At 72.3% G+C, this 22,619-nt stretch carries 19 protein-coding genes; 12 read left to right on the top strand and 7 right to left on the bottom strand.

Features of this window, described 5'->3' with window-relative positions; translation table 11 throughout:
* Positions 1–7 precede the first annotated feature (7 nt).
* Entirely contained in the window at positions 8–1,432 is a 1,425-nt protein-coding gene (locus ABD352_RS49095; RefSeq protein ID WP_344619543.1) for an aldehyde dehydrogenase family protein, read from the top strand.
* Here ABD352_RS49095 and ABD352_RS49090 read toward each other — a convergent pair whose 3' ends face one another.
* The gene (locus ABD352_RS49090) at positions 1,433–2,413 is read right to left on the bottom strand and encodes a cation diffusion facilitator family transporter (protein ID WP_344619542.1); all 981 of its coding nucleotides are present in this window, start codon (positions 2,411–2,413) and stop codon (positions 1,433–1,435) included.
* A gap of 124 nt (positions 2,414–2,537) precedes the next feature.
* Here ABD352_RS49090 and ABD352_RS49085 point away from each other — a divergent pair, with 124 nt between their 5' ends.
* The 10 genes from ABD352_RS49085 (at position 2,538) to ABD352_RS49040 (ending at position 14,910) form a co-directional block, all read left to right on the top strand.
* A complete protein-coding gene (locus ABD352_RS49085) occupies positions 2,538–3,911 on the top strand; it encodes a phosphomannomutase/phosphoglucomutase (RefSeq protein WP_344619541.1) in 1,374 nt (457 codons plus the stop codon).
* Between the two features lie 30 nt (positions 3,912–3,941).
* Entirely contained in the window at positions 3,942–4,151 is a 210-nt protein-coding gene (locus tag ABD352_RS49080) for a Trm112 family protein (protein WP_344619540.1), read from the top strand.
* Entirely contained in the window at positions 4,148–5,356 is a 1,209-nt protein-coding gene (locus ABD352_RS49075; protein WP_344619539.1) for an SIS domain-containing protein, read from the top strand. Before ABD352_RS49080 ends, ABD352_RS49075 begins: the two co-directional genes overlap by 4 nt.
* Positions 5,353–6,309, top strand: coding sequence for a cation diffusion facilitator family transporter (locus ABD352_RS49070; protein ID WP_344619538.1), 957 nt, complete (start codon positions 5,353–5,355; stop codon positions 6,307–6,309). The genes ABD352_RS49075 and ABD352_RS49070 overlap by 4 nt, the downstream gene beginning before the upstream one ends.
* Before the next feature lie 70 nt (positions 6,310–6,379).
* Positions 6,380–7,522: a mannose-6-phosphate isomerase, class I gene (manA, locus tag ABD352_RS49065; RefSeq protein ID WP_344619537.1), complete on the top strand. Its 1,143-nt coding sequence runs from the start codon at positions 6,380–6,382 to the stop codon at positions 7,520–7,522.
* A 584-nt stretch (positions 7,523–8,106) separates the two neighbouring features.
* On the top strand, positions 8,107–9,573 hold the full coding sequence (ahcY, locus tag ABD352_RS49060) for an adenosylhomocysteinase (protein ID WP_425553955.1): 1,467 nt from the start codon (positions 8,107–8,109) through the stop codon (positions 9,571–9,573).
* A gap of 175 nt (positions 9,574–9,748) precedes the next feature.
* The gene (gene efeU, locus ABD352_RS49055; RefSeq protein ID WP_344619535.1) at positions 9,749–10,615 is read left to right on the top strand and encodes an iron uptake transporter permease EfeU; all 867 of its coding nucleotides are present in this window, start codon (positions 9,749–9,751) and stop codon (positions 10,613–10,615) included.
* 34 nt (positions 10,616–10,649) lie between these two features.
* Positions 10,650–11,795 (top strand): iron uptake system protein EfeO, encoded by a 1,146-nt coding sequence (gene efeO / locus ABD352_RS49050; protein WP_344619534.1) that lies wholly within the window; start codon positions 10,650–10,652, stop codon positions 11,793–11,795.
* 75 nt (positions 11,796–11,870) lie between these two features.
* Positions 11,871–13,127 (top strand): iron uptake transporter deferrochelatase/peroxidase subunit, encoded by a 1,257-nt coding sequence (gene efeB, locus ABD352_RS49045; protein WP_344619533.1) that lies wholly within the window; start codon positions 11,871–11,873, stop codon positions 13,125–13,127.
* 46 nt (positions 13,128–13,173) lie between these two features.
* The gene (locus tag ABD352_RS49040) at positions 13,174–14,910 is read left to right on the top strand and encodes an ABC transporter family substrate-binding protein (RefSeq protein ID WP_344619532.1); all 1,737 of its coding nucleotides are present in this window, start codon (positions 13,174–13,176) and stop codon (positions 14,908–14,910) included.
* A 21-nt stretch (positions 14,911–14,931) separates the two neighbouring features.
* Here ABD352_RS49040 and ABD352_RS49035 read toward each other — a convergent pair whose 3' ends face one another.
* A complete protein-coding gene (locus ABD352_RS49035) occupies positions 14,932–15,795 on the bottom strand; it encodes an RDD family protein (protein WP_344619531.1) in 864 nt (287 codons plus the stop codon).
* Positions 15,796–15,857: 62 nt separating this feature from the next.
* Between ABD352_RS49035 and ABD352_RS49030 the strand changes: the two genes are divergently transcribed.
* Complete coding sequence (locus ABD352_RS49030) at positions 15,858–16,850, top strand: stage II sporulation protein M (protein WP_344619530.1); 993 nt, start codon at positions 15,858–15,860, stop codon at positions 16,848–16,850.
* A gap of 13 nt (positions 16,851–16,863) precedes the next feature.
* Here the strand turns inward: ABD352_RS49030 and ABD352_RS49025 are convergent, their stop codons facing one another.
* The 5 genes from ABD352_RS49025 to ABD352_RS49005 form a co-directional block, all read right to left on the bottom strand.
* Positions 16,864–18,210: a DUF58 domain-containing protein gene (locus ABD352_RS49025; protein WP_344619529.1), complete on the bottom strand. Its 1,347-nt coding sequence runs from the start codon at positions 18,208–18,210 to the stop codon at positions 16,864–16,866.
* 19 nt (positions 18,211–18,229) lie between these two features.
* Positions 18,230–19,204, bottom strand: coding sequence for an AAA family ATPase (locus ABD352_RS49020; protein ID WP_344619576.1), 975 nt, complete (start codon positions 19,202–19,204; stop codon positions 18,230–18,232).
* Positions 19,205–19,224: 20 nt separating this feature from the next.
* The gene (locus tag ABD352_RS49015; RefSeq protein ID WP_344619528.1) at positions 19,225–20,568 is read right to left on the bottom strand and encodes a DUF4350 domain-containing protein; all 1,344 of its coding nucleotides are present in this window, start codon (positions 20,566–20,568) and stop codon (positions 19,225–19,227) included.
* A gap of 572 nt (positions 20,569–21,140) precedes the next feature.
* Positions 21,141–21,704 carry a DUF4129 domain-containing protein gene (locus ABD352_RS49010; protein WP_344619527.1) on the bottom strand — a complete coding sequence of 188 codons (564 nt, stop codon included), beginning with the start codon at positions 21,702–21,704 and terminating at the stop codon, positions 21,141–21,143.
* Between the two features lie 58 nt (positions 21,705–21,762).
* Positions 21,763–22,614: a hypothetical protein gene (locus ABD352_RS49005; protein WP_344619526.1), complete on the bottom strand. Its 852-nt coding sequence runs from the start codon at positions 22,612–22,614 to the stop codon at positions 21,763–21,765.
* Positions 22,615–22,619: the final 5 nt, after the last annotated feature.

Genomic DNA, 22,619 nt, shown 5'->3' with positions numbered 1-22,619 from the left:
TGGAATCGTGACCCCGTTCTACATCGCCGGGCGCCCGGCCTCCAGTGACGACGCCGTCGAGATCCGCCATCCCTACGACGGGCGTCCGGTCGGTGCGACGTCCAATGCCACTCCGGAGCAGGTGGAGGAGGCGGTCGCCGCCGCGGCCGCCGTCGCCGCCGCGGCCGCGGCGCTGCCGGCCAGCGCCCGGGCGGCCGCGCTCGACCACGTCAGCGCCCGGCTCAAGGAGCGGGCCGACGAGGTGGCCAGGCTCATCACCGCGGAGAACGGCAAGCCGCTGAAGTGGGCCCGCGGCGAGGTCTCCCGCGCCGTCTCCACCTTCCGCTGGGCCGCCGAGGAGGCCCGCCGCTTCTCCGGCGCCGTGCAGCGCCTGGACACCGACCCGGCCGCGACCGGCCGCATCGCGCTGGTCAAGCGGGTGCCGCGGGGGCCGGTGCTGGGCATCGCGCCGTTCAACTTCCCGCTCAACCTGGTCGCGCACAAGGTCGCCCCGGCCATCGCGGTCGGCGCCCCGATCGTGCTCAAGCCGGCCCCGGCCACCCCGCTCAGCGCTTTGCTGCTGGGCGAGATCCTCGCCGAGACCGACCTGCCGGCCGGGATGTGGTCGATCGTGCCCATTCCGAACGACCGCGCGCCCGCCCTGGTCGCCGACCCGCGGCTGCCGGTGGTGTCGTTCACCGGCTCGGGCCCGGTCGGCTGGCAGATCCGCGACGCCGTGCCGCGCAAGCACGTCACCCTGGAGCTCGGCGGCAACGCCGCCGTGGTGGTCTGCGAGGACTGGGACGACCTGGACTGGGCCGCGTCGCGCATCGCCACGTTCTCCAACTACCAGGCCGGGCAGAGCTGCATCGCGGTGCAGCGGGTGTACGTCCACGAGCGCCACTACGACGCCCTGGCCGACCGGCTGGTGGCCGCCGTGGAGGCCCAGCGCACCGGCGACCCCGGCGACGAGGCCACCGACGTCGGCCCGCTGATCAGCGAGGACGCCGCCAAGCGGGTCGAGGCGTGGGTGAGCGAGGCGGTGGCGGCCGGGGCCAAGCTGCTCACCGGGGGCGCGCGCGACGGCGCCGCCTACGCGCCGACCGTCCTCGCCGAGGCGCCGGCCGAGTCGAAGGTCGTCACCGAGGAGGTCTTCGGGCCGGTGCTCGTGCTGGCCCGGGTCGCCTGCGACGCGGACGGGTTCGCCGCGGTCAACGCGTCGCAGTACGGGCTGCAGGCCGGCGTCTTCACCCGCCGCCTCGACCGGGCCTTCGAGGCGCACCGCGTCCTCGATGTCGGCGGCGTGATCGTGGGCGACGCGCCGAGCTACCGGGCCGACCAGATGCCGTACGGCGGCGCGAAGGCCAGCGGCGTCGGGCGGGAAGGGCTGGCCAGCGCCATGGCCGACTACACCGAGGAACGGGTCATGGTCCTCACCGGGCTCCAGCTCTAGCTACTCCCACGCCTGGCGTGGCTCCGTCGACGAGGAGCCCGGCGGCTTCTCGGCCGAGTCGAAGAGGCTCTGGTCGAAGATGTCGGGCTCCAAGAAGATGAAGCACTGGTACGTCACCGCCTTGCGCACCTGCGCCTCGGCCCGGTTGATGGCGGCCGCCACGTGGGCCATCGTCTCGTTCCCCCGCACCGCCACCTTGGCCGCGATCAGCAGCTGGTCGGGGCCGAGGTGCATGGTGCGCAGGTGGATCATCCGCTCGATCAGCGGCTCCCGCTCGATGGCCGCCTCGATCAGCAGCAGCGTGCCGTTGTCGGCCGACTCGCCGATCAGCAGGCTGCGCATCCGCTGCGACAGTGTGATCGAGATGACCACCAGCAGCGCCCCGATCGCGAGCGTGCCGGCGGCGTCCCATCGCCCGTCGCCGGTGATGACGGCGAGGGTGATCCCGACCAGGGCGAAGCTCAGGCCGGTCAAGGCGCCGAAGTCCTCGGCCAGCACGACCGGCAGCTCGGGGGAGCGGGTGGTGCGGATGAAGCGCAGCCAGGGAGCGCCGCGGCGGGACGGCTCGGCCTCGTGCACGGCGGTGCGCAGCGAGAACGACTCCAGCGCGGCCGAGACGCCGAGCACCGCGAACGCCCAGACCGGGTCCTCGACCGGGCTCGGGTCGCGCAGCTTCCGGTAGCCCTCGTAGAGCGCGAACACGCCGCCGACCAGGAAGATCACGAGGGTGACGAGGAAGCCGTAGAAGTACCGGAAGCGGGCGTAGCCGAACGGGTGCAGCTGGCTCGCCCGTTGCTGGGCCCGGCGCCCGCCGATCAGCAGCAGCACCTGGTTGGCGGTGTCGGCCACGGAGTGCACGGCCTCCGCGAGCAGCGCTGACGACCCCGTGAACAGGAACGCCACGAACTTGCTGAGCGCGATGCCGAGGTTGGCTGCCAGTGCCGCGACGATCGCCCGCAGGGAGTTACCTTCCTCGGCCATGCCTCATCCTGTACCACAAGCTTTACGCGAACTCACATCGGCAACTGCGGACTGACACGTGCACGGAACGCGACCGCACTAGGCTTCCGTCGTAGGAACAGCGACCACGACAGGGGTGCGTACTGTGATCGACCTGAGCCGGATCGTCAAGGCGTACGACGTGCGGGGCACCGTGCCCGACCAGCTCAACGAGCCGGTAGCCGAGGCGCTCGGGCGGGCCTTCGTGCAGACGCTGCGCGCCCGCGGCGAGTTCGCCGACAAGATCGTGATCGCGCACGACATGCGGGCCTCCGGCCCGGCGCTGGCGGGCGCCTTCGCCGCCGGTGCGCGCGCCGAGGGGGCCGACATCATCGACGCCGGCCTCGGCTCGACCGACCTGCTCTACTACGCCTCGGGCGCGCTCGACCTGCCCGGGGCGATGTTCACGGCGAGTCACAATCCGGCGCAGTACAACGGGATCAAGCTCTGCAAGCAGGGCGCCAAGCCGGTCGGGCAGGACACCGGGCTGGCCGAGATCCGCGAGCGCGCCCAGCGGATGCTCGACGCCGGGACGCCGCGGGTGCGCGAGGCCGAGCTGAAGGGCGGGCTGGAGCAGTACAGCCTCCTGGAGCGCTACGCGACCCACCTGCTGAAGCTGGTCGACCTCTCCGACATCCGGCCGCTGACCGTGGTCGTGGACGCCGGCAACGGCATGGGCGGCTACACCGTGCCGGCCGTGCTCGGCTCCGGGCTGCCGCTGACCATCATCCCGATGTACTTCGAGCTCGACGGCACCTTCCCCAACCACGAGGCCAACCCGCTGGAGCCGAAGAACCTCGTCGACCTGCAGGCCCGCGTCCGCGAGACCGGCGCCGACCTCGGCCTGGCCTTCGACGGCGACGCCGACCGCTGCTTCGTCGTCGACGAGCGCGGCGAGGCCGTCTCCCCGTCGGTGATCACCGCCATGGTCGCGGTCCGGGAGCTGGCCAAGGCGCCCGGCGCCACGATCATCCACAACCTCATCACCTCGCGGGTGGTGCCCGAGATCGTCGAGGAGCACGGCGGGGTGCCGGTGCGCACCCGGGTCGGGCACTCGTTCATCAAGGCCGAGATGGCCCGCACCGGCGCCGTCTTCGGCGGCGAGCACTCGGCGCACTACTACTTCCGCGACTTCTGGGGCGCCGACACCGGCATGCTGGCCGCCCTGCACACGCTGGCCCTGCTCGGCGGGCAGGCCGCGCCGCTGTCGGCGCTGGCCAAGGACTACGAGCGGTACGCGGCCTCGGGCGAGATCAACTCGACGGTGACCGATCAAGCGGCGAAGATGGCAGAGATCGAGCAGGCGTTCGACGCCGAGGTCGACCGGCTGGACGGCATCACGCTGAGCTTCCCCGACGGCAGCTGGGCCAACGTCCGCCCGTCCAACACCGAGCCGCTGCTGCGGCTTAACGTTGAGGCGCCGACCGCGGAGCGGATGGCCGCCCTGCGCGATGAGATGCTGGCCGTGATCCGCCGCTGACGGTCGGCCGCTGAGAAGGAGTTGGAACGCGTGTCCGTGGACCCCGCCCTGCTTTCGATCCTGCGCTGCCCCGACGAGCACCACGCCGAGCTCATCCTCGACGAGCAGGAGCAGACTCTGACCTGCACCGAATGCCGGCGGATCTTCGAGATCCGCGACGGCATCCCGGTCCTGCTGCTCGACGAGGCCCGTCAGCCTGCTCCGGGTAAGGACGCCACGGACGAGGAGGGGGCCGAGTGAACCCGCTTGAGGGCACCGCGGGCGTCCGCGGGCACCGCGAGATCGACCACGCGCTGCTGGACAACGCCGAGGCGCTGGAGAAGAACGACCCGGGCGGCATGCTGCGGGCCACCGCGTCGGCCGGCGCCCAGGTCCGGGAGTCGGCGGCGCTGGCCGCCGAGACCGACCTGAGCAAGCTGGGCGACGAGGGGCGGCCGCGGGCCGTCGTCATCGCCGGCGTCGGCACCGCCGCGCGCACCGGCGACATCCTGGAGACCGTGGCCGGGCCGCGCTGCCCGGTGCCGGTCCTGGCCCACCGCAGCGCCGGCATCCCCGGCTGGGTCGGCGCGGCCGACGTGGTCATCGCCGTCTCCGCGTCCGGCCGCTCCCCGGAGGCGCTGGCCGCCGCCGAGGCCGCCGGCCGCCGCGGGGCCCGGCTGGTCGCCATCGGCGCGCCCGACACCCAGCTGCACGCGCTGGCCGACCGCTTCCGCGCCCCGTTCATCCCCGTGCCGCGCCGCGCGCCGGCCCGGGCCAGCCTGTGGGGCCTGGCCGTGCCGGTCCTGCTGGCCGGCCGCCAGCTCGGCCTGGTCAAGGTCAACGAGGCCGACTTCGCCGAGACCGCCTCCCGGCTCGACGCCGACGCCGAGCGGTGCCGCACCGCGCTCGAGTCGTTCGTCAACCCGGGCAAGAGCCTCGCCCTCGACCTCGCCCACTCGGTGCCGATCGTCTGGGGCTCCTCGCCGCTGGCCACCGTCGCCGCCCGGCGCTTCGGCGACACGCTGTCGGCCAACGCCCGCTACCCCGCGGTGGTCGGCGCGCTCGGCGAGGCCGGCCGCGGCCGGGTCGGCCTGCTCGACGGGGTGTACGGCGGCCTGGCCGAGGCCGACCGCGACATCTTCGCCGACCCGGGGGAGTCCGACAGCCCGGCGACCCGGCTGCGCCTGGTGCTGCTGCGCGACGGCGGCCTCGCCTCCGACGAGGAGGAGACCGACGGCGAGCCGATCGCGGTGGAAGAGCGCCGCGCCGAGGCCGTGCAGGAGCTGGCCGAGCGGCGGGGCGTGCGGGTGAGCCTGATCACCGCCGAGGGTGGCTCCGCTCTGGAACGATTGGCATCGCTCGTCGCCGTGCCGGACTTCGCCTCGATCTACCTTGGTCTCGCCCACGGCTTCGACCCGATGGCCGTCCCCGCCGTGAGCGAGATGAAGGAGCTGGCTAACCCGTGAGCACTGAAGGCGGCACCAAGGCGATCTTGGCGGCCCTCGCCGCCAACCTCGGCATCGCCGTCACCAAGTTCGTCGCGTTCCTGCTGACCGGCTCCTCGTCGATGCTGGCCGAGGCGATCCACTCGGTCGCCGACTCCGGCAACCAGGGCCTGCTGCTGCTCGGCGGCCGGCAGGCGGAGAAGCGACCCACCGCCCGGCACCCCTTCGGCTACGGGCGCGAGCGCTACATCTACGCGTTCATCGTCGCCGTCGTGCTGTTCTTCGTCGGTGGCGTCTTCGCCATCTACGAGGCCTGGCACAAGATCGCGCACCCGGAGCCGATCAAGTCGTGGCAGTGGGTGCCGGTGGTGGTGCTCGTGGCCGCGATCGTGATGGAGGGGCTTTCCTTCCGTACCGCGATCGGCGAGACCCGCAAGATCAAGGGCAAGGCGACGTGGGTCCAGTTCATCCGCCGGGCCAAGGAGCCGGAGCTGCCGGTCATCCTGCTCGAGGACGCCGCCGCCCTGGTCGGCCTCGTGTTCGCGCTCTTCGGCGTCGGCCTGACCCTGATCACCGGCAACGGCGTCTGGGACGGCATCGGCACGGCCGCGATCGGCGCCCTGCTGATCAGCGTGGCCGCCATCCTGGCCGTTGAGATGAAGAGCCTGCTCGTCGGTGAGGCCGCCCGCCCGGAGCAGGTCGAGGCCATCGAGCAGGCCATCGTCGCCGGCCCCGAGGTCGAGCGCGTGATCCACATGCGCACCGTGCACCTCGGCCCCGACGAGCTGCTGGTCGCGGCCAAGATCGCGGTACGGCACAACGAGACCGCCGACGAGATCGCCCGCGGCATCGACGCCGCCGAGGCCCGCATCCGGGCCGCGGTGCCCATCGCCCGGGTGATCTACCTGGAGCCAGATATCTACCGCGCGAGCAAGGCCTCGGCCGATTCGGCCTTGACCACCGAGGCGCACTAGTTTTCCCGGGGCCGGCCATTGTGCCGGCCCCGCTCACTTCCTGATCGTTCTGACTCGGAGGCGCACGACCGTGGAAATGCTGGAGAGCCCGATCCGCAAGTACGCCTGGGGGTCGCACACCGCGATCGCCACGCTGCAGGGCCGCCCCGCACCGACCCCGGACCCCGAGGCCGAGCTGTGGATGGGCGCCCACCCGGCCAGCCCGTCCCGCCTGGCGGTGAGCGGCGCGTCCCTGGTCGACGCGATCGCCGCCGACCCCGTGACCCTGCTCGGCGCCGCGAACGTGGAGCGCTTCGGCACCCGCCTGCCGTTCCTGCTGAAGGTCCTGGCCGCCGCCCAGCCGCTCTCCCTGCAGGCCCACCCGACGCTGGACCAGGCGAGGGCCGCGCACGCCGCCGGCCACCCGTCGTACGTCGACGCCTGGCACAAGCCGGAGATGCTGGTCGCCCTGACCGACTTCGACGCCCTGTGCGGCTTCCGCGCCCCGTCGGCCGCCGCCGCCGACCTGACCGCCCTCGGCGTCGAGCGGCTCAAGCCCACGATCGACGCCCTGTCCCACCCCGACGTGGCCACCGCCCTGCACGACGCCGTCCGCGGCCTGCTGGCCACCCCGGACGCCGACCTGGTGGCCGAGGTGGTCGCCGCCGCCCGCCCCCGTGCCGCCGAGCGCGACGCCTACGCCCTGATGGTGACGCTCGCCGAGCAGTACCCGGGCGACACCGGCGTCATCGTCGCCACGCTGCTCAACCGGGTCCGCCTGCGCCCCACCGAGGCGGTCTGGATGCCGGCCGGCAACCTGCACGCGTACCTGCGCGGCGTGGGCGTGGAGATCATGGCCGCCTCGGACAACGTCCTGCGCGGCGGCCTGACCCCGAAGCACGTGGACGTGGAGGAGCTCCTGCGGGTCCTTCGCTTCGAGGTACTGGACGACCCGATCACCCGGTCGGCCGCCGTGTCCCCGGGGCTGTCCGCGTACCCGATCCCGATCCCGGACTTCACGCTCCACCACGCGGTCCTGTCGACGGACACGCAGGCGGTCCGCCTGCCGGGCGGGGGGCCGCGGATCGTGCTGTGCACGCGCGGCTCGGTGCGCGTTGACGACGGCGTGGTGCCCGTCACCCTGACGCAGGGGCAGGCCGCCTTCGCGCCGGCCGCGCGGGCGGAGCTGTCGGTGAGCGGCAACGGCGAGGTTTTCCAGGCCGCCACCCCGTAGTCCGGTGAAGCGTTCGCAGGCCGCCGTGGTGCTTCGGCGGCCTGCGTGCTTGCCGACAAACTCACCCGGTCCTCGGCCGCGTACGCCGCCGGCGGCCCCGGCGCTCTCGGTGCGTTGGGCGAACTCCGGGCATCGCGCTGTTGTATGCCCGGCTTCTGGCGCTTTTCGCGAAAAATCCCGATGCCTGGCGACATCATGATTTTTCGGAGATTTCTCCTGACAGGGTATAAGTCCGATAAGTCGTGGCGCGCCAGCGCCCGACTTATCGCGTTCGGTGCGTATGTCCGAGCCGCCGGACTCGTGGGCGCGCATATCGCCTCGACGGTGTCCGAATTTAGTGGATTTGCTTGACATGTAGGTTGCGGAGGGTAGTGTTCTAGCTACGCAGGGTTCGAGACGGGGTCCGAGCCACATGCGGGGGAACCAAACCGGGGGGAAGCGCGGGGCGGTGGGAGTGATCTCACCGCCCCGCGCGCTGTCCGGAAGTAGGCGGTCCGACCCGCCGACGAGGCGTTTGAAGCGTCGCGGCGCCGACGCGTACCGTGAAGGGTCGCCGTTCGCCTATGCAGACCCAGGAGACCGCATTGACCAGCACGCTGCCGCCGCGGACCGTCGCCGACGGTGACTTCAAGGTGGCCGATCTCTCCCTCGCCGCGTTCGGGCGCAAGGAGATCCAGCTCGCCGAGCACGAGATGCCGGGCCTGATGGCCATCCGGCGCGAGTTCGCCGCTACGCAGCCGCTGAAGGGCGCGCGGATCACCGGCTCGCTGCACATGACGATCCAGACGGCCGTGCTGATCGAGACGCTCGTTGCGCTCGGGGCGCAGGTGCGGTGGGCCAGCTGCAACATCTTCTCGACCCAGGACCACGCGGCCGCGGCCATCGCGGTCGGGCCCGAGGGGACGCCCGAGAAGCCGGCCGGTGTCCCGGTGTACGCCTGGAAGGGGGAGACCCTCGAGGAGTACTGGTGGTGCACCGAGCAGGTGCTGCTCTGGCCCGACGGGCAGGGCCCCAACATGATCCTCGACGACGGCGGCGACGCCACGCTGCTGGTGCACAAGGGCGCCGAGTTCGAGGGGGCCGGCGCGGTGCCGTCGCCCGACACCGCCGACTCCGAGGAGTACGCGGTCATCCTCCAGGTGCTGCAGCGCTCGCTGGGCGAGGACAACCGCCGCTGGACCCGCGTGGCGGCCGGCATCAAGGGCGTCACCGAGGAGACCACCACCGGCGTGCACCGGCTGTACGAGATGCAGCAGGCCGGCACGCTGCTCTTCCCGGCGATCAACGTCAACGACTCGGTGACGAAGTCGAAGTTCGACAACAAGTACGGCTGCCGGCACTCGCTCATCGACGGCATCAACCGGGCCACCGACGTGCTCATCGGCGGCAAGGTCGCGGTCGTGTTCGGCTACGGCGACGTGGGCAAGGGCTGCGCCGAGTCGCTGCGCGGCCAGGGCGCCCGGGTCATCGTGACCGAGGTCGACCCGATCTGCGCGCTGCAGGCGGCGATGGACGGCTACCAGGTCGCCACGATCGACGACGTCGTCGAGACCGCGGACATCTTCGTCACCGCGACCGGCTGCCTCGACGTGATCACCGCCGAGCACATGGCGCGGATGAAGCACCAGGCGATCGTCGGCAACATCGGGCACTTCGACAACGAGATCGACATGGCCGGCCTGGCCCGTCGCTCCGACGTCACCCGGATCAACATCAAGCCGCAGGTCGACGAGTGGAAGTTCGACGACGGCCACTCGATCATCGTGCTGTCCGAGGGGCGCCTGCTGAACCTGGGCAACGCGACCGGTCACCCGTCGTTCGTGATGTCCAACAGCTTCGCCAACCAGTCGATCGCGCAGATCGAGCTGTTCACGAAGACCGAGCAGTACCCGATCGGGGTCTACACGCTGCCCAAGCACCTCGACGAGAAGGTCGCCCGGCTGCACCTGGACGCCCTCGGGGTCAGGCTCACCGAGCTGACCAAGAAGCAGGCCGAGTACCTGGGCGTGCCGGTCGAGGGGCCGTACAAGGCGGACCACTACCGCTACTGAGCTGCGCCGATGCGAGGGGCCCCGCCGGAGTACACCGGCGGGGCCCCTCGCCGTTCACCCGCCTGACGCGAGCATGACGAGATTCACTCGCCCCTCCGGAGCTTGAAGGGTGCAGTAGGTGGGGTCTAAGGTAAAGCTGACCTAAGTAAGGTACGGCTAACCTGCGGAGCACGGCATGACCGCCATCTACCTGATCGGCCTTCGCGAAGGCCTCGAGATTACGCTCGTGGTCTCGATTCTCGTCGCGTTCCTGGTCAAGAGCGACCGCAGGCACCTGCTGAAGTTCGTGTGGGCCGGGGTCGCGGCCGCCGCGCTGCTCTCGATCGGCGTGGCCGCGCTGCTGCAGGCCGGCTCGACGTACCTCTCCGGGCCGCGCCAGGAGCTGGTCGACGCGATCGCCTCGCTGGTCGCCGTCGTGTTCGTCACCTTCATGATCTTCTGGATGCGCCGCATGGCCCGCCAGATGGCCAAGGAGCTGCGCGGCAAGCTCGAGGACGCGATCCAGGTCGGCACCTTCGCGGTGGCCGCCATGGCCTTCCTGGCCGTCGCCCGGGAGGGCCTGGAGACCTCGATCCTCTTCTTCGCCGCCGCGCAGGGCTCCGACACCATGCAGCCGCTGATCGGCATCTCGCTCGGCCTGGCCACCTCGATCGTGCTGGGCTACCTGCTCTACGCCAGCGCCATCCGGATCAACCTGACCAAGTTCTTCACCTGGACCGGCGCGCTGCTCGTGCTCGTCGCCGCCGGCATCTTCAAGTACGGGGTGCACGACCTGCAGGAGGCCAACGTCCTGCCGGGCCTGAACAGCCACGCGTTCGACGTCTCTGGTGCGCTGCCGCCCACCGCCTGGTACGCGGAGCTGCTGCGCGGCATGTTCAACTTCACGCCCCAGCCGTCTGTCCTGGAGACCATCGCCTGGGTCGCGTACGGCGTGCCCGTCCTGGTCATCTTCCTGCTGCCGCTGCTTCGCAAGCCGGCCGCGCCCGCCCCGGCTCCGGCTGTTCAGCCCACCGAAGCCAACCCGGCCAGCACCAACGCCTGACGGCGCCTCAGTCCCCCAGTTTCGTAGGAGCACCATGCGTAATACACGCCTGCTCGTTCTCGGCGCCCTCCCGGCTCTCGCGCTCGGTCTGGCCGCCTGCGGCGACGACAAGTCCGGCGACAAGGCGGGCCCGGCGGCCAGCGGCAACGGCAAGATCGCCGTCACCGCGACCGACACCGAGTGCAAGCTGGAGCGCACGGAGACGAACTCGGGCCCGGTCACCTTCGCCGTCAGCAACAAGGGCGGCAAGGTCACCGAGTTCTACATCTACGCCACCGGCGACCGGATCGTCGGCGAGGTGGAGAACGTGGCGCCGGGCCTGACCCGGGAACTCATCGTCGAGCTGCCGGCCGGCACCTACGAGACCGCCTGCAAGCCGGGCATGATCGGCAACGGCATCCGCGGCGCGTTCAAGGCCACCGGCGAGAGCAAGCCGCTCACCGACGACGCCAAGCTCGCGCAGGCGACGAAGGACTACCAGACGTACGTCAAGAGCAACACCGGCGCCCTGATCGACAAGACCACCGAGTTCGTCAACGCGGTCAAGGCCGGCGACGTGGAGAAGGCCAAGCAGCTCTTCCCGATCGCGCGCACCTACTGGGAGCGCATCGAGCCCGTGGCCGAGAGCTTCGGCGACCTCGACCCGGCGATCGACGCCCGCGAGGCCGACCTGGAGGCGGGCCAGGAGTGGACCGGCTTCCACAAGCTCGAGAAGGACCTGTGGGTCACCAAGGACATCAGCAAGTCCGGCCCGATCGCCGACAAGCTGCTGGCCGACGTGAAGACCATCGTGGACAAGGCGCAGAACGTCCAGCTGTCCCCGCTGGAGCTGGCCAACGGGGCCAAGGAGCTGCTCGACGAGGTGGCCACCGGCAAGATCACCGGTGAGGAGGACACCTTCTCGCACACCGACCTGTGGGACTTCCAGGCCAACCTGGAGGGCTCCCGGGCCGCGATCGCCGCGCTGCGGCCGGTGATCGAGGAGAAGGACGCCGCCCTGGCCAAGACCCTCGACGAGAAGTTCGCCGCCGCCCAGGCCGAGCTGGACAAGCACCGCAACGGCGACGGCTGGAAGCTGCACAACGAGTTGTCCGAGGCCCAGCTCAAGTCGCTGGCCGACGCGATCAACGCGCTCGCCGAGCCGATCAGCAAGGTCGCGCCGCTCGTCGGCAGCAAGTAAGTCGCCATCAGGCGCGCCCGGCCGGGCCGGGCGCGCCTTCCCGCCGTACCGAAGCCGGATCTTGAAGGGTTTGACATGGACCGCCGGAAGATGATCGGGCTCGCGGGCGCCGGTGCCTTCGGGGCCGCGGCCGCGGGCGTCGTGGGCTCGCAGCTCTTCGATCGTGCCGAACCCGCCCGGGCGTCCGATCCCGGCGCGGCCGTGCCCTTCTACGGCACGCACCAGGCCGGGATCGTCACACCCGCCCAGGACCGGCTGCACTTCGTCGCCTTCGACGTCATCACCGACAAGCGCGACGAGCTGATCGCGCTGCTGCAGAAGTGGACCGCGGCGGCGGCCCGGATGACGGCGGGCAAGGACGCCGGCTCCATCGGTGCGGTCAACGGCGTCGCGGAGGCCGCCCCCGACGACACCGGCGAGGCGCTCGGCCTGCCGCCGTCCGGCCTCACGCTCACCATCGGCTTCGGGCCCACCCTCTTCCGTACCGCGGAGGGCAAGGACCGCTTCGGCATCGCGGGCAAGCGCCCCGACGCCCTGGCCGACCTGCCGAAGTTCGCCAAGGACGCGCTCAAGCCCGAGATCTCCGGCGGCGACATCTGCGTGCAGGCCTGCGCGCACGACCCGCAGGTGGCCGTGCACGCGGTGCGCAACCTGGCCCGGATCGGCTTCGGCGTGGTCAGCGTGCGCTGGTCGCAGCTTGGCTTCGGGCGCACCTCCTCGACCTCGCGCAACCAGCAGACCGCGCGCAACCTCTTCGGCTTCAAGGACGGCACCGCCAACCTCAAGGCCGAGGACACCGCGCTGCTCGACGAGCACCTCTGGGCGCGGGCCGGCGACGGCGCGGACTGGATGGCCGGCGGCTCCTACATGGTCACCCGCAAGATCCGGATGGTGATCGAGACCTGGGACCGCACCTCGCTGGGCGAGCAGGAGGCGATCATCGGGCGCAACAAGGGCGAGGGCGCGCCGTTGTCCGGCGCCAAGGAGTTCGACGAGCCGGTCTTCTCGACCAACGGGTCCGACGGCCGGCCGCTCATCCCCGCCAACTCCCACGTGCGCCTGGCCCACCCCGAGATGAACGACGGCGCCCGGCTGCTGCGCCGCGGGTACAACTTCGTCGACGGCTCCGACGGCCTCGGCCGCCTCGACGCCGGGCTGTTCTTCATCGCCTACCAGCGCGACCCGCGCAAGCAGTTCGTGCCGATCCAGACCCGCCTGTCGCGCCAGGACGCGCTCAACGAGTACATCCGCCACGTCTCCAGCGGTTTGTTCGCCTGCCCGGCGGGCATCTCCGGTACCGAGGACTACTGGGGTCGTGCCCTCTTCGCTTAGGCGCGCCCCCTATGGTTGCCGGGTGGCGTTTGTAACTGGAAGGCAGATGCGGGCTTCGATCGCCGTCCTCGCGGCGGCCGGGCTGCTGCTCGGCGCGTGCACCGGCGACCACGGGGCCAAGCCGTCGCCCACGGCCACCATCGGGTTCGCCGACTGCCAGAAGAACCCGACCACGTGCAACGGTGGCGACATCAAGCTGGGCGGGGCGTACACGTACGGCCTGGACCAGCCCGTCACCAACTGGAACGTGAATACGCAAGAGGGAAACACCCCGGCGACCAGGCAGGCGCTGTCCGGGCTGCTGCCCCAGGTGTTCAAGGTCGACCCGCAGGGCCGCCTGCAGCTCAACGCGGACCTCGTGATCTCCGCCGACATCACGAACCAGATCCCCGAGACGATCGTCTACAAGATCCGTCCGGACGCGGTCTGGAGCGACGGCGTCCCGATCACCGCCGACGACTTCATCCTCACCTGGAAGCAGAACTCCGGGAACCCCGCGCACTGCACCACCTGCGCCCCGGCCAGCACCGCCGGCTACGACCTGATCAAGAGCATCGTGGGCTCCGACGGCGGCAAGACGGTCACCATGACCTTCACCGACGGCAAGACCTTCGGCGACTGGAAGGGCGACTTCTCCAACGACGGGCTGTACCCGTCGCATCTGGCCACCAAGCAGGGCTTCGACCTGGCCAAGCCCGAGGGCGTGGCCGGCGCCGCCAACTGGTTCGCCCACACCGTGCCGACCTGGTCCGGCGGGCCCTACCAGATCGAGTCGTTCGCGAAGGACCAGACGCTGGTGCTCAAGAAGAACGACAAGTGGTACGGCAAGACGAAGCCCTCGCTGGACCGGATCACCTTCAAGTTCGTGCTGGACCCGGCGGCCGTGCTGCCCGCGCTGCGCAGCAAGGAGCTGACCGGCATGGCCCCCCAGCCGAGCCAGGCCCTCGTCACCGGGGTCGCCGGCACGCCGGGGGTGATCTACGAGATCGGCGAGAGCTTCACGTGGGAGCAGCTGACGCTCAACACCAAGAACAAGTACCTCGCCGACCCGATCCTGCGCCGCGCCCTCTTCACCGCCGTGAACGTCAAGACGATCATCGAGAAGACGTACGGCGCCTACGACAAGAACCTCAAGCCGCTGGGCAGCCACAACCTCATGCCCGGCGACTCCGGCTACAAGGACGTGGTCACCGGCACCGGCCAGGGCTCCGGCGACGCCGGCAAGGCCAAGAAGCTCCTCACCGACGCCGGCTACAAGATCGACAACGGCCACCTGGTGACCAAGGCCGGCGAGGTCGTGCCGGCCCTGCGGCTGCGCTACGACAAGGGCAACACCGTGCGGGCCGCGATCGCGGAGCAGGTCGCCGCCGGGCTCAAGGAGATCGGCCTGGACGCCCGGGCCGAGCCGACCGAGGGGATGGGCCAGACTCTCACGGCCGCCGACTTCGACCTGGTGCTGTTCGACTGGGTGAACGGGCCGCTCTTCCAGACGGCGCCGGAGCGGCGCTGGGCGACCGGCGCGCCGGGGAACTTCGGCGGGTACTCCAACGCGGAGCTGGATCGGCTGGTGCACCAGGCCGCCATCGACATCGACGCCAAGCACGCCGCCGACCTGCTCAACCAAGCCGATGACCTGATGACCAAGGACGCCTACGTCCTCCCGCTGATGCAGCGGCCCACGTTGACGTTCACTTATCAGGAGTACGCCAACATCCGCGACAACCCGTCCGTGTGGGGGCCGACGTACAACATCCAGGAGTGGGGCCGGCGGCAGAACTCCTAGCGCGGGTGCCGCCGCGGCCGCCTAGCCGCGGCGGCTCAGCGCCGTGGACAGGCCCGGCCAGACGCTCGCCGAGGCCGCGCGGGCCTTTGCCAGGCGGTGACTGGCCCGGCGGTGCCGCTCGGCCAGCACCGCGGCCAGGTACGCCCAGCCCGGCACGCCCGGCGGGGGCGGCGGGGTGGTGCAGGCGGCCACGTCGCGGGCCAGCGCCTGGCCCAGCGCCGTGCGGGCCGGCTCGGCGATCTGCCGGTTGCGGGCCAGGAAGTGCCGCACGGCCAGCGCCAGGCTGTCGTCCAGCCCGGTCAGGTCGAGCAGCGCGGCCCAGCCGGCCAGCGGCGGCGGCATGGCCGGCACCCAACCCCAGGCCGCGGGCGTGCGCTCGTGGATCACGATCGTGCCGGCCACCAGGTCGCCGATCCGCTTGCCGTTCGGGTTGAGCATGAGCACGCCCAGGCCGACCGCCCAGGACGCCACCGGGAACAGCAGGCCGGGCCACTCGACCGCCACGCCCACCAGCGCGCGGGTCAGCGCCTGGCGGAAGCGGATCGGGCCGCCGTCGTCGCGCACCACGCGCAGGCCCATCGCGAGCTTGCCCGGGGTACGACCGCGCAGCAGCGTCTCCCAGAACACCGGGTAGCCGATCAGCAGGATCACCGTGTCGACGGCGATGAACGCCTGGCCCAGGCCCAGGTCGAACAGGCCGATGCGGGCGGCCAGCAAGAGGGCCACCATGGTGATCAAGAGCAGTGCGACCAGCAGCACGGCCTGGCACAGCAGGTCCAGCGTCAGGGCGAGGACCCGCGACCCGGCCCGGGCGACCCGCACCTCGAGCTCGACGGCCTCGCCGCTGATCACGCGCTCGCCGGGCACGGCCGCCGTGTCGTTCATGGCAGACAGTGTGCATCAGACGGGCACCCCCGGGCGTGCCCGTTCCGTCTACGCTGCCATGCGTGGACCTGGACGCGTACGTCGCCGAGCACGGCGCCGAGTGGCGGCGGCTCGACGAGCTGTCCCGGCGCCGCAAGCTGTCCGCGGCCGAGGCCGACGAGCTCGTGGCCCTCTACCAGCGCGCGGCCACGCATCTGTCGCTGATCCGCAGCCGCTCGCCCGACCCGATCCTGGTCGCGCGGCTGTCCCGCCTCGTGCTGGCCGGTCGCAACGCGCTCACCGGCTCGCCGACGTTCTCCCTGGCCGGGGTCGGCCGCTTCTTCACGCACACCTTCCCGCTGGCCGTCTACCGGGCCTGGCCGTGGTGGTGCGGCGTCGCGACGGTGTTCACGGCGCTGACGTTCGGCCTGATGGCGTACATCGTGTCGAACCCACAGGTCGCGGGGTACTTCGTCAGCGACGCCGACATCGGCCGCCTGGTCAACCAGGACTTCGCCGGCTACTACAGCGAGTACATGCCGCAGAACTCGTTCCTGCGCGTGTGGACCCACAACGCGCTGATCACCGGCGTGTGCCTGGCCTCTGGCGTGGCCTTCCTGCCGGTGTTCTACTTTCTCTTCCAGGACGCCCTCAACGTCGGCCTCATCGGCGGCGTGATGATCGCCTACGGCCGCGCCGACGTGTTCTTCGGCCTGATCGTCCCGCACGGCCTGCTCGAGCTCACCGCCGTGTACATCGGGGCCGGCGTCGGCCTGCGCATCGGCTGGTCCTGGGTCGCCCCCGGCCCGCTGCGCACCCGCGGCCGCGCCCTGGCCGAGACGGCGCTGGAGGGCATGCTGGTCGCCCTCGGGCTCGTGGCGGTGCTGCTGGTCAGCGGGGTGCTGGAGGGGTTCCTGACGCCGTCCCCGCTGCCCTACATCGTCAAGGACTTCATCGGCTTCCTGGTGTGGGCCGCCTTCCTGGTGTACGTCTTCGTGCTCGGCCGCCGCGCGCAGCTGGAGGGCCACAGCACCACCGTCCCCGGCGAGGCCGCGGACGCCCTCCCGGCGGCCTGAGCCCCGTGCGGGTTCACAGCCGCCCGGTGTGCTTCAGCGCCAGGTAGTGGTCGGTCAGGCGGGACGCCAGCTCGTCGGCCGGGGCGTCGACCACCTCCACGCCGTAGTGGCGCAGCGCGGCGGCGACCCGGTCGCGCTCGCTCAGGGCTCGCTGGGCGGCCGCCGCGGCGTACACGTCGGCCGCTGCCGCCTCCGCGCCCACCTGCGCCATCCGGGCCAGCTCGGGGTCGTGCGCGGACGCCACGATCACCTTGTGCCGGGCGGCCAGCTGCGGCAGCACCGGCAGGAGGCCCTCCCCGAGCGCCCCCGGCTCGAGCGCCGTGAACAGCACCACCAGCGCCCGCTTGCGCTCCCGCCGCAGCACCTCCCCGGCGACCAGCCCGAAGTCGGTCTCGACCAGCGCCGGCTCCAGCGGCGCCATCGCCGTGACCAGCCGGAACAGCAGCGTCTTCTTGTCCACGTTGGTCACCGAGGCGCGCACCGCCGTGTCGACCGCGAGCAGGTCCACCCGGTCGTCCGCCCGGGCCGCCACCGAGGCCAGCAGGAGCGCGGCGTCCATGGCGGCGTCCAGGCGCGGCTCGTCGCCGATGCGGGCGGCCGACGTGCGCCCCGTGTCCAGCACGCACACCAGCCGCCGGTCGCGCTCGGGCCGCCACGTCCGCACCACGACGTCGGACCGCCGCGCGCTGCCGCGCCAGTCGATGGAGCGCACGTCGTCGCCGAGCACGTACTCCCGCAGCGTGTCGAACTCCGTGCCCTGCCCGCGCCCGCGGGTCACCACCGAGCCGTCCAGCACCCGCAGGCGAGCCAGCTTCTCGGGCAGCAGGCGGCGGGAGTTGAACCTGGGGTACACCCGGAGCCGCCACTTCGGCGTCAGACGGTCCGCCACCGCCCGGCTCGTCTGCCGGTACGTCAGCCGGAACGGCCCGAACGACCGCACCATGACCCGCACCGCCGCCCGGTCCCCGCGCCGCGTCGGGGTGAGCGTGGTCGTGATCGCGACCGCCCGCCCCGGCTCGATCCGCACGTCCTGCATCGCCGGCGTGGCCCCGGCCGAGGGCACCCAGGCGTCGCGCACCCGCCCGGTGAGCACCCGGTCGGACCGGTTCTGCAGCAGCAGCGTGACCTGCCCGGTCTCGCCCAGCCACACCGACTGGTCCCCGGTGCGGCTCATCCTCAGCCGCTTCGGCGACGCCGCGGCCACGTAGTCGACGACGCACGCGGCGGCCACCAGCAGCAGGATCACCCCGGCCGTGGTCCACAGCACGGCGGGCGACATCCGGTCGCCGAGCACGAGGCCGGCCAGCGCCAGCAGCGCCGCCCCGACCCCGACCAGCCCCGCCGCCCGCGCGGTGATCATCGCGGCCCCCGGTCGCCGGTCATCGCGGCGTCGGGACGGTGGCCAGCACCGAGTCGAGCACGGCGTCGGTCGTGACGCCCTCCAGCTCCGCCTCGGCCCGCAGCCGCACCCGGTGCCGCAGCGCCGGCCGGGCCAGCGCCTTGACGTCGTCGGGCGTGACGTACTCCCGCCCGGTCAGCCAGGCCCATGCCTTCGAGGCCCCCAGCAGCGCCGTGGCGCCGCGCGGGGACGCCCCCAGCTCCAGCGACGGCGAGACCCGGGTCGCCCGGCAGAGGTCCACGATGTAGGCGAGCACGCCGTCGGCGACCGCGACCCGCTGTACCGCCGCCCGCCCCGCCGCCAGGTCGGCCGCCGAGGCCACCGCCTGCACCCCCGCCTCGCGCAGCCGCCGAGGGTCGAACCCCTGGTGGTGCGCCCGCAGCACGCCGAGTTCCTCGTCCCGGGTCGGCAGCGGCACGGTCAGCTTCAGCAGGAACCGGTCGAGCTGGGCCTCCGGCAGCGGATACGTCCCCTCGTACTCGATCGGGTTCTGCGTCGCCGCCACCAGGAACGGCTCCGGCAGCGGCCGCCCCCGCCCCTCGACCGAGACCTGCCGCTCCTCCATGACCTCCAGCAACGAGGCCTGCGTCTTCGGCGGCGTCCGGTTGATCTCGTCCGCGAGCAGCAGGTTCGTGAACACCGGCCCCTCCCGGAACTCGAACTCCGCGCTGCGGGCGTCGAAGATCAGCGACCCGGTGACATCGCCGGGCATCAGGTCGGGCGTGAACTGCACCCGCTTCGAGTCGAGGTCGAGCGCCGCCGCGATGGTGCGGATGAGCAGCGTCTTGGCCACGCCCGGCACGCCTTCGAGCAGCACGTGCCCGCGCGCCAGCAGCGCTATGACCATCCCGGAGACGATGGCGTCCTGCCCGACGACCACCTTGGCCACCTCGGCCCGGAGCCGCCCGAGCGCGGCCCGCGCCACCTGGGCGTCCCCGTCCGGCAACCCATGCATCGTCGGCGTGGCGGTTTCGGTCACCGTGACTCTCCTTCGGTTACGGCCTGATCGCTACTGGCTGTGCTGGCCGGGCCCGGCGATCCTTCACCGGGGGCGGCCGCCTGCTCGGTGGTGACGGCGCTGACCAGCTGGTCGAGGGCCGCGGCGGCCGCGACCAGATCCGCGTCGTTTTCCGGGGCGGGTCCGAACAGGGTGTGCCCGACGGCCGCCGCCGGCCAGCCGCTGCGCGCCGCGACCGTCTCGACCAGCGCCGCACGGTCCCCGTCCGGGTCGAGCCGCAGCAGCCGGCCCAGCCGGCCCAGCGCCGCCTCGCGCAGGATCTGTATCGCCTCGGGCCGGGCCCGGGCCCGCTGGTACAGCCGCCCCCGTCCGGCCGCGGTCTCGCTGGAGCGCACCACCACCGGCAGCGGCTCCACCACCGGCGCCCCGAGCCTGCGCGCCGCGGCCACGGCGAGCAGGGCCACGCCGACGATGAGCAGGGCCGTCGTGGGGTACACCCACTTCGGGAACGCCACCCACAGCGGGTTCGGCGGATCGTCGCTGTCGTGCTGGGCCGCCTGGAACGACGGGGTGCCGACCACCGGCGGCCGTTTGATCGGTGTGCGCCGTTCGCGCGGGAAGTCCCGCTCGGTCGGGTCGCCAGGCTGGACCGGCCGCAGCGACGCCGGCGCGACCGGTGCCCCGTTGAGCGCGGGGTCGTCGATCACGATCGGCGGCGGCTCCCGGTGGTGCAGGTCGAGCCACACGAGCCGCGGCGCGCCGGTGAGCAGCCCGGTGGCCAGCCGCGCGTTCCCGCGCTCGCCGATCCGGTCGTTGCGGAAGGGATCCGCCGCCCCGACGACCGTGACGGTGGTGGCCTCGCGCTGGTACACCACCAGCGACCCCCCGTAGCAGCGCTGCGTCTCGCGGCCCAGCATGGGGTCGAGCTCGCCGTACAAGGTCCGCCCCACCCCGGCCGCCCCGGCCTGCGCCGCCGGCCCGTACCCGCACCCGGGCTCGGGCGCCTTCGCCGCGTAGTTGCGGTGCAGCGCCTGGAACGGCAGCATCCCCTCGATCACGGCGTTCGCGTCCGGCTCGACGATCACGACCCGCGTCGAGGCCGGCAGCACCTTCAACATCCGCAGGTACAGCGGGTGCATCAACTGCGGCGTCGTGATCAACAGCGTGGCATTGCCGTTGAACGCGGCGACGAGCGCATCGGAGCTCGAGCGCTCCGGGATGATCGTGACCCCGGCCTCGCGCACCCGCCCCGCCAGCTCGGCCGCCCCGATGTCCGCCCGGCTGCCCGGCGACAGGTAGTCGTCGTCGGTGAGCCCGGGCTGTCCGACCTTGTACACCGCGATCCCGAGCAGAATCAGCACGATCGCGGCCACGACCGGCGCGACGAGCCGCAGCCACCGCCGGCTCCTCGGCCCGCCGCGTGCCCTGCCCGCCGCCCTGCCCGCCGCCCGGCTCGCCGCCCGTCCCGTCGCCTGGCTCGCCGCCTGCTGCGGTGGCTCGGTCGCGGCCCTGATCGTCGGCCCGGCGGACACCCGGTCGACCGGCCCGTTAGTCGCCGCCCCGTCAGTCCCCGCCCCTGCGATGCCGGCTCCTGCAGTGGCTGCTTCGGCTGGCTGTGGTCCGGCGGCCCCTGGCTCGGCGGCCCCCGCTCCGGCGGGTGTGGGGATCTCCGGCCCGGCCGTCCAGCGTCCGGCGGTGCCCGGCCCCGCAGGTGCGGCGGGCTGTGGTCCGGCGGCTCCCGGCTCGGCGGCCCCCGCTCCGGCGGGTGTGGGGATCTCCGGCCCAGCCGTCCAGCGTCCGGCGGTGCCCGGCCCCGCAGGTGCGACGCCCTCCGGCCTGGCGGTCCCGCGTCCGGTGGTGGCCGCTTCCGTGGGTGCAGTGGTCTCCGGCCCGGTCGCCGCCGCTCCGGTCAGCGGTTCGTTCGTCGGCTCGGTCATCGCCCGACCTCCGTGGCGAGCGCCTTCATGTGGTCGTCGTGCTCGGCGGTGGCCGGTCGTTGCCCGTACCAAATGTCGGAGAAGATCCCGGTCGCGGCCCGCATGGGCGCCTCGATCGCCGGCTTGGCCACCCCCGCCGCCCGGGCCAGCTCGGTGACCGTCATGCCCGGCCGGTGCTCCAGCACCTCGCGCTCGACCAGCCCGCGCACGATCGCCCGGAGCCGCTCCCGGACCGCCTCCGCGTACCGTCCCTCGGCCGCCATCCGGTCGGCCAGCGACGTGAACACGTGGGCCGGCAGCTCCGGCACCTCGTCGGCCTCGGTCTCGGGCTCCTCTTCCTCGTCGTCCTCCGGCCCGAGGTCGACGTCGAGCTGTTCGTCGGCCTCGTCACCGCGCTGCCGGCCGAACCGCAGCCGTGGGAAGCGCTTCGGCACCCAGCGGGGGTAGAAGTAGTACAGCAGGCCGAACACGATCGCCACGGCGATCAGGAGGACGCAGGCCAGCGCAACGCCGACCATCTCGTCGACCAACTGCAGCGCGCCCTCCCACCACCTGGTCATCGCGCCGCCGCCGTCCCGCTCGCGACGGGCCGTCGCGGATTGCCGGGGTGCCGTCTGCTCATCGGACGGCCGCCCCGAGGATGACCGAGTTCGCCAGGTCGACCGGGCGGCCCAGACGGCGCAGCCGGCCGATGGCCACGTCGAGACCCTCGACCCGCATCCGTACCTCCAGGTACAGCACCGCGTCGATGCACGCGAGCGACGCATAGGCTACGGCGTCGACCACCGCCCAGATCGCGATCATGCCGAACGTGTAGGCGGCCTGATCGTGGTCGAGCCAGAGCTCCAGCGCATACGAGCCGCCGAGGCCGAGGACGATCCGGATGAGGGCCCAGCTGAAGTACCCCCCGAGGCGGATCGCGGCGCCGCGCAGGTTGCGCCCGGCCAGCCGGAACGAGCGGCCGACCGCCGCGAACGGGCCCGTCCGGTCCACCGCCAGCGACGGCGAGGCGAGGCCGAGCAGTCCGAACACCAGTGGCCACGGGAGCATCAGGACCAGCGAGGTGATGAGGATCAGCGCGGCGGTCACGAGAGCGACGACGAGCAGCGGCAGCGTGCGGCGCAGCACCTGGCGGAGCAGGTCGCGGGGCCGGGCCGCGACGCCGAGCAGGCCGGGACCGGCGGCCGCCCCGGCCAGGCCGCCGAGCAGCGCGAGGATCGCGCCCTCGGTGCTCAGGCCGAAGCAGAAGGCCAGCCAGGACTCGCCCGCCTTGGACGGGTGCGGCGCGAACCAGGGCAGGTTCATGTCGGCCCAGCCGCGCAGGGGATAGAGGAGCGCCTGCTCCCCGGCGGCCAGCACCAACGCGGCCCCGAGCAGCAGCGGGGCCTGGATGCGCAGCAGGGAGACGGCGGCGTCGAGCAGCTCCCCGAATGTCAGGGGGCGCATCGGAATCACGGCGCGGGTCTCCACGCGGG

The sequence above is a fragment of the Dactylosporangium salmoneum genome (assembly GCF_039532525.1).
GTDB lineage: Bacteria > Actinomycetota > Actinomycetes > Mycobacteriales > Micromonosporaceae > Dactylosporangium > Dactylosporangium salmoneum.
Note: the sequence above shows the minus strand (reverse complement) of the source record. Positions and strands in the feature narration are given on the sequence as shown.

Excerpts from the sequence above, each read along its gene's own strand:
- ABD352_RS49090 (WP_344619542.1), bottom strand. The coding sequence starts at position 2,413 with ATGGCCGAGGAAGGTAACTCCCTGCGGGCGATCGTCGCGGCACTGGCA.
- efeU (WP_344619535.1), top strand. The coding sequence starts at position 9,749 with ATGACCGCCATCTACCTGATCGGCCTTCGCGAAGGCCTCGAGATTACG.
- efeO (WP_344619534.1), top strand. The coding sequence starts at position 10,650 with ATGCGTAATACACGCCTGCTCGTTCTCGGCGCCCTCCCGGCTCTCGCG.
- efeB (WP_344619533.1), top strand. The coding sequence starts at position 11,871 with ATGGACCGCCGGAAGATGATCGGGCTCGCGGGCGCCGGTGCCTTCGGG.
- ABD352_RS49040 (WP_344619532.1), top strand. The coding sequence starts at position 13,174 with ATGCGGGCTTCGATCGCCGTCCTCGCGGCGGCCGGGCTGCTGCTCGGC.
- ABD352_RS49035 (WP_344619531.1), bottom strand. The coding sequence starts at position 15,795 with ATGAACGACACGGCGGCCGTGCCCGGCGAGCGCGTGATCAGCGGCGAG.
- ABD352_RS49025 (WP_344619529.1), bottom strand. The coding sequence starts at position 18,210 with ATGATCACCGCGCGGGCGGCGGGGCTGGTCGGGGTCGGGGCGGCGCTG.
- ABD352_RS49020 (WP_344619576.1), bottom strand. The coding sequence starts at position 19,204 with ATGCATGGGTTGCCGGACGGGGACGCCCAGGTGGCGCGGGCCGCGCTC.
- ABD352_RS49010 (WP_344619527.1), bottom strand. The coding sequence starts at position 21,704 with ATGACCAGGTGGTGGGAGGGCGCGCTGCAGTTGGTCGACGAGATGGTC.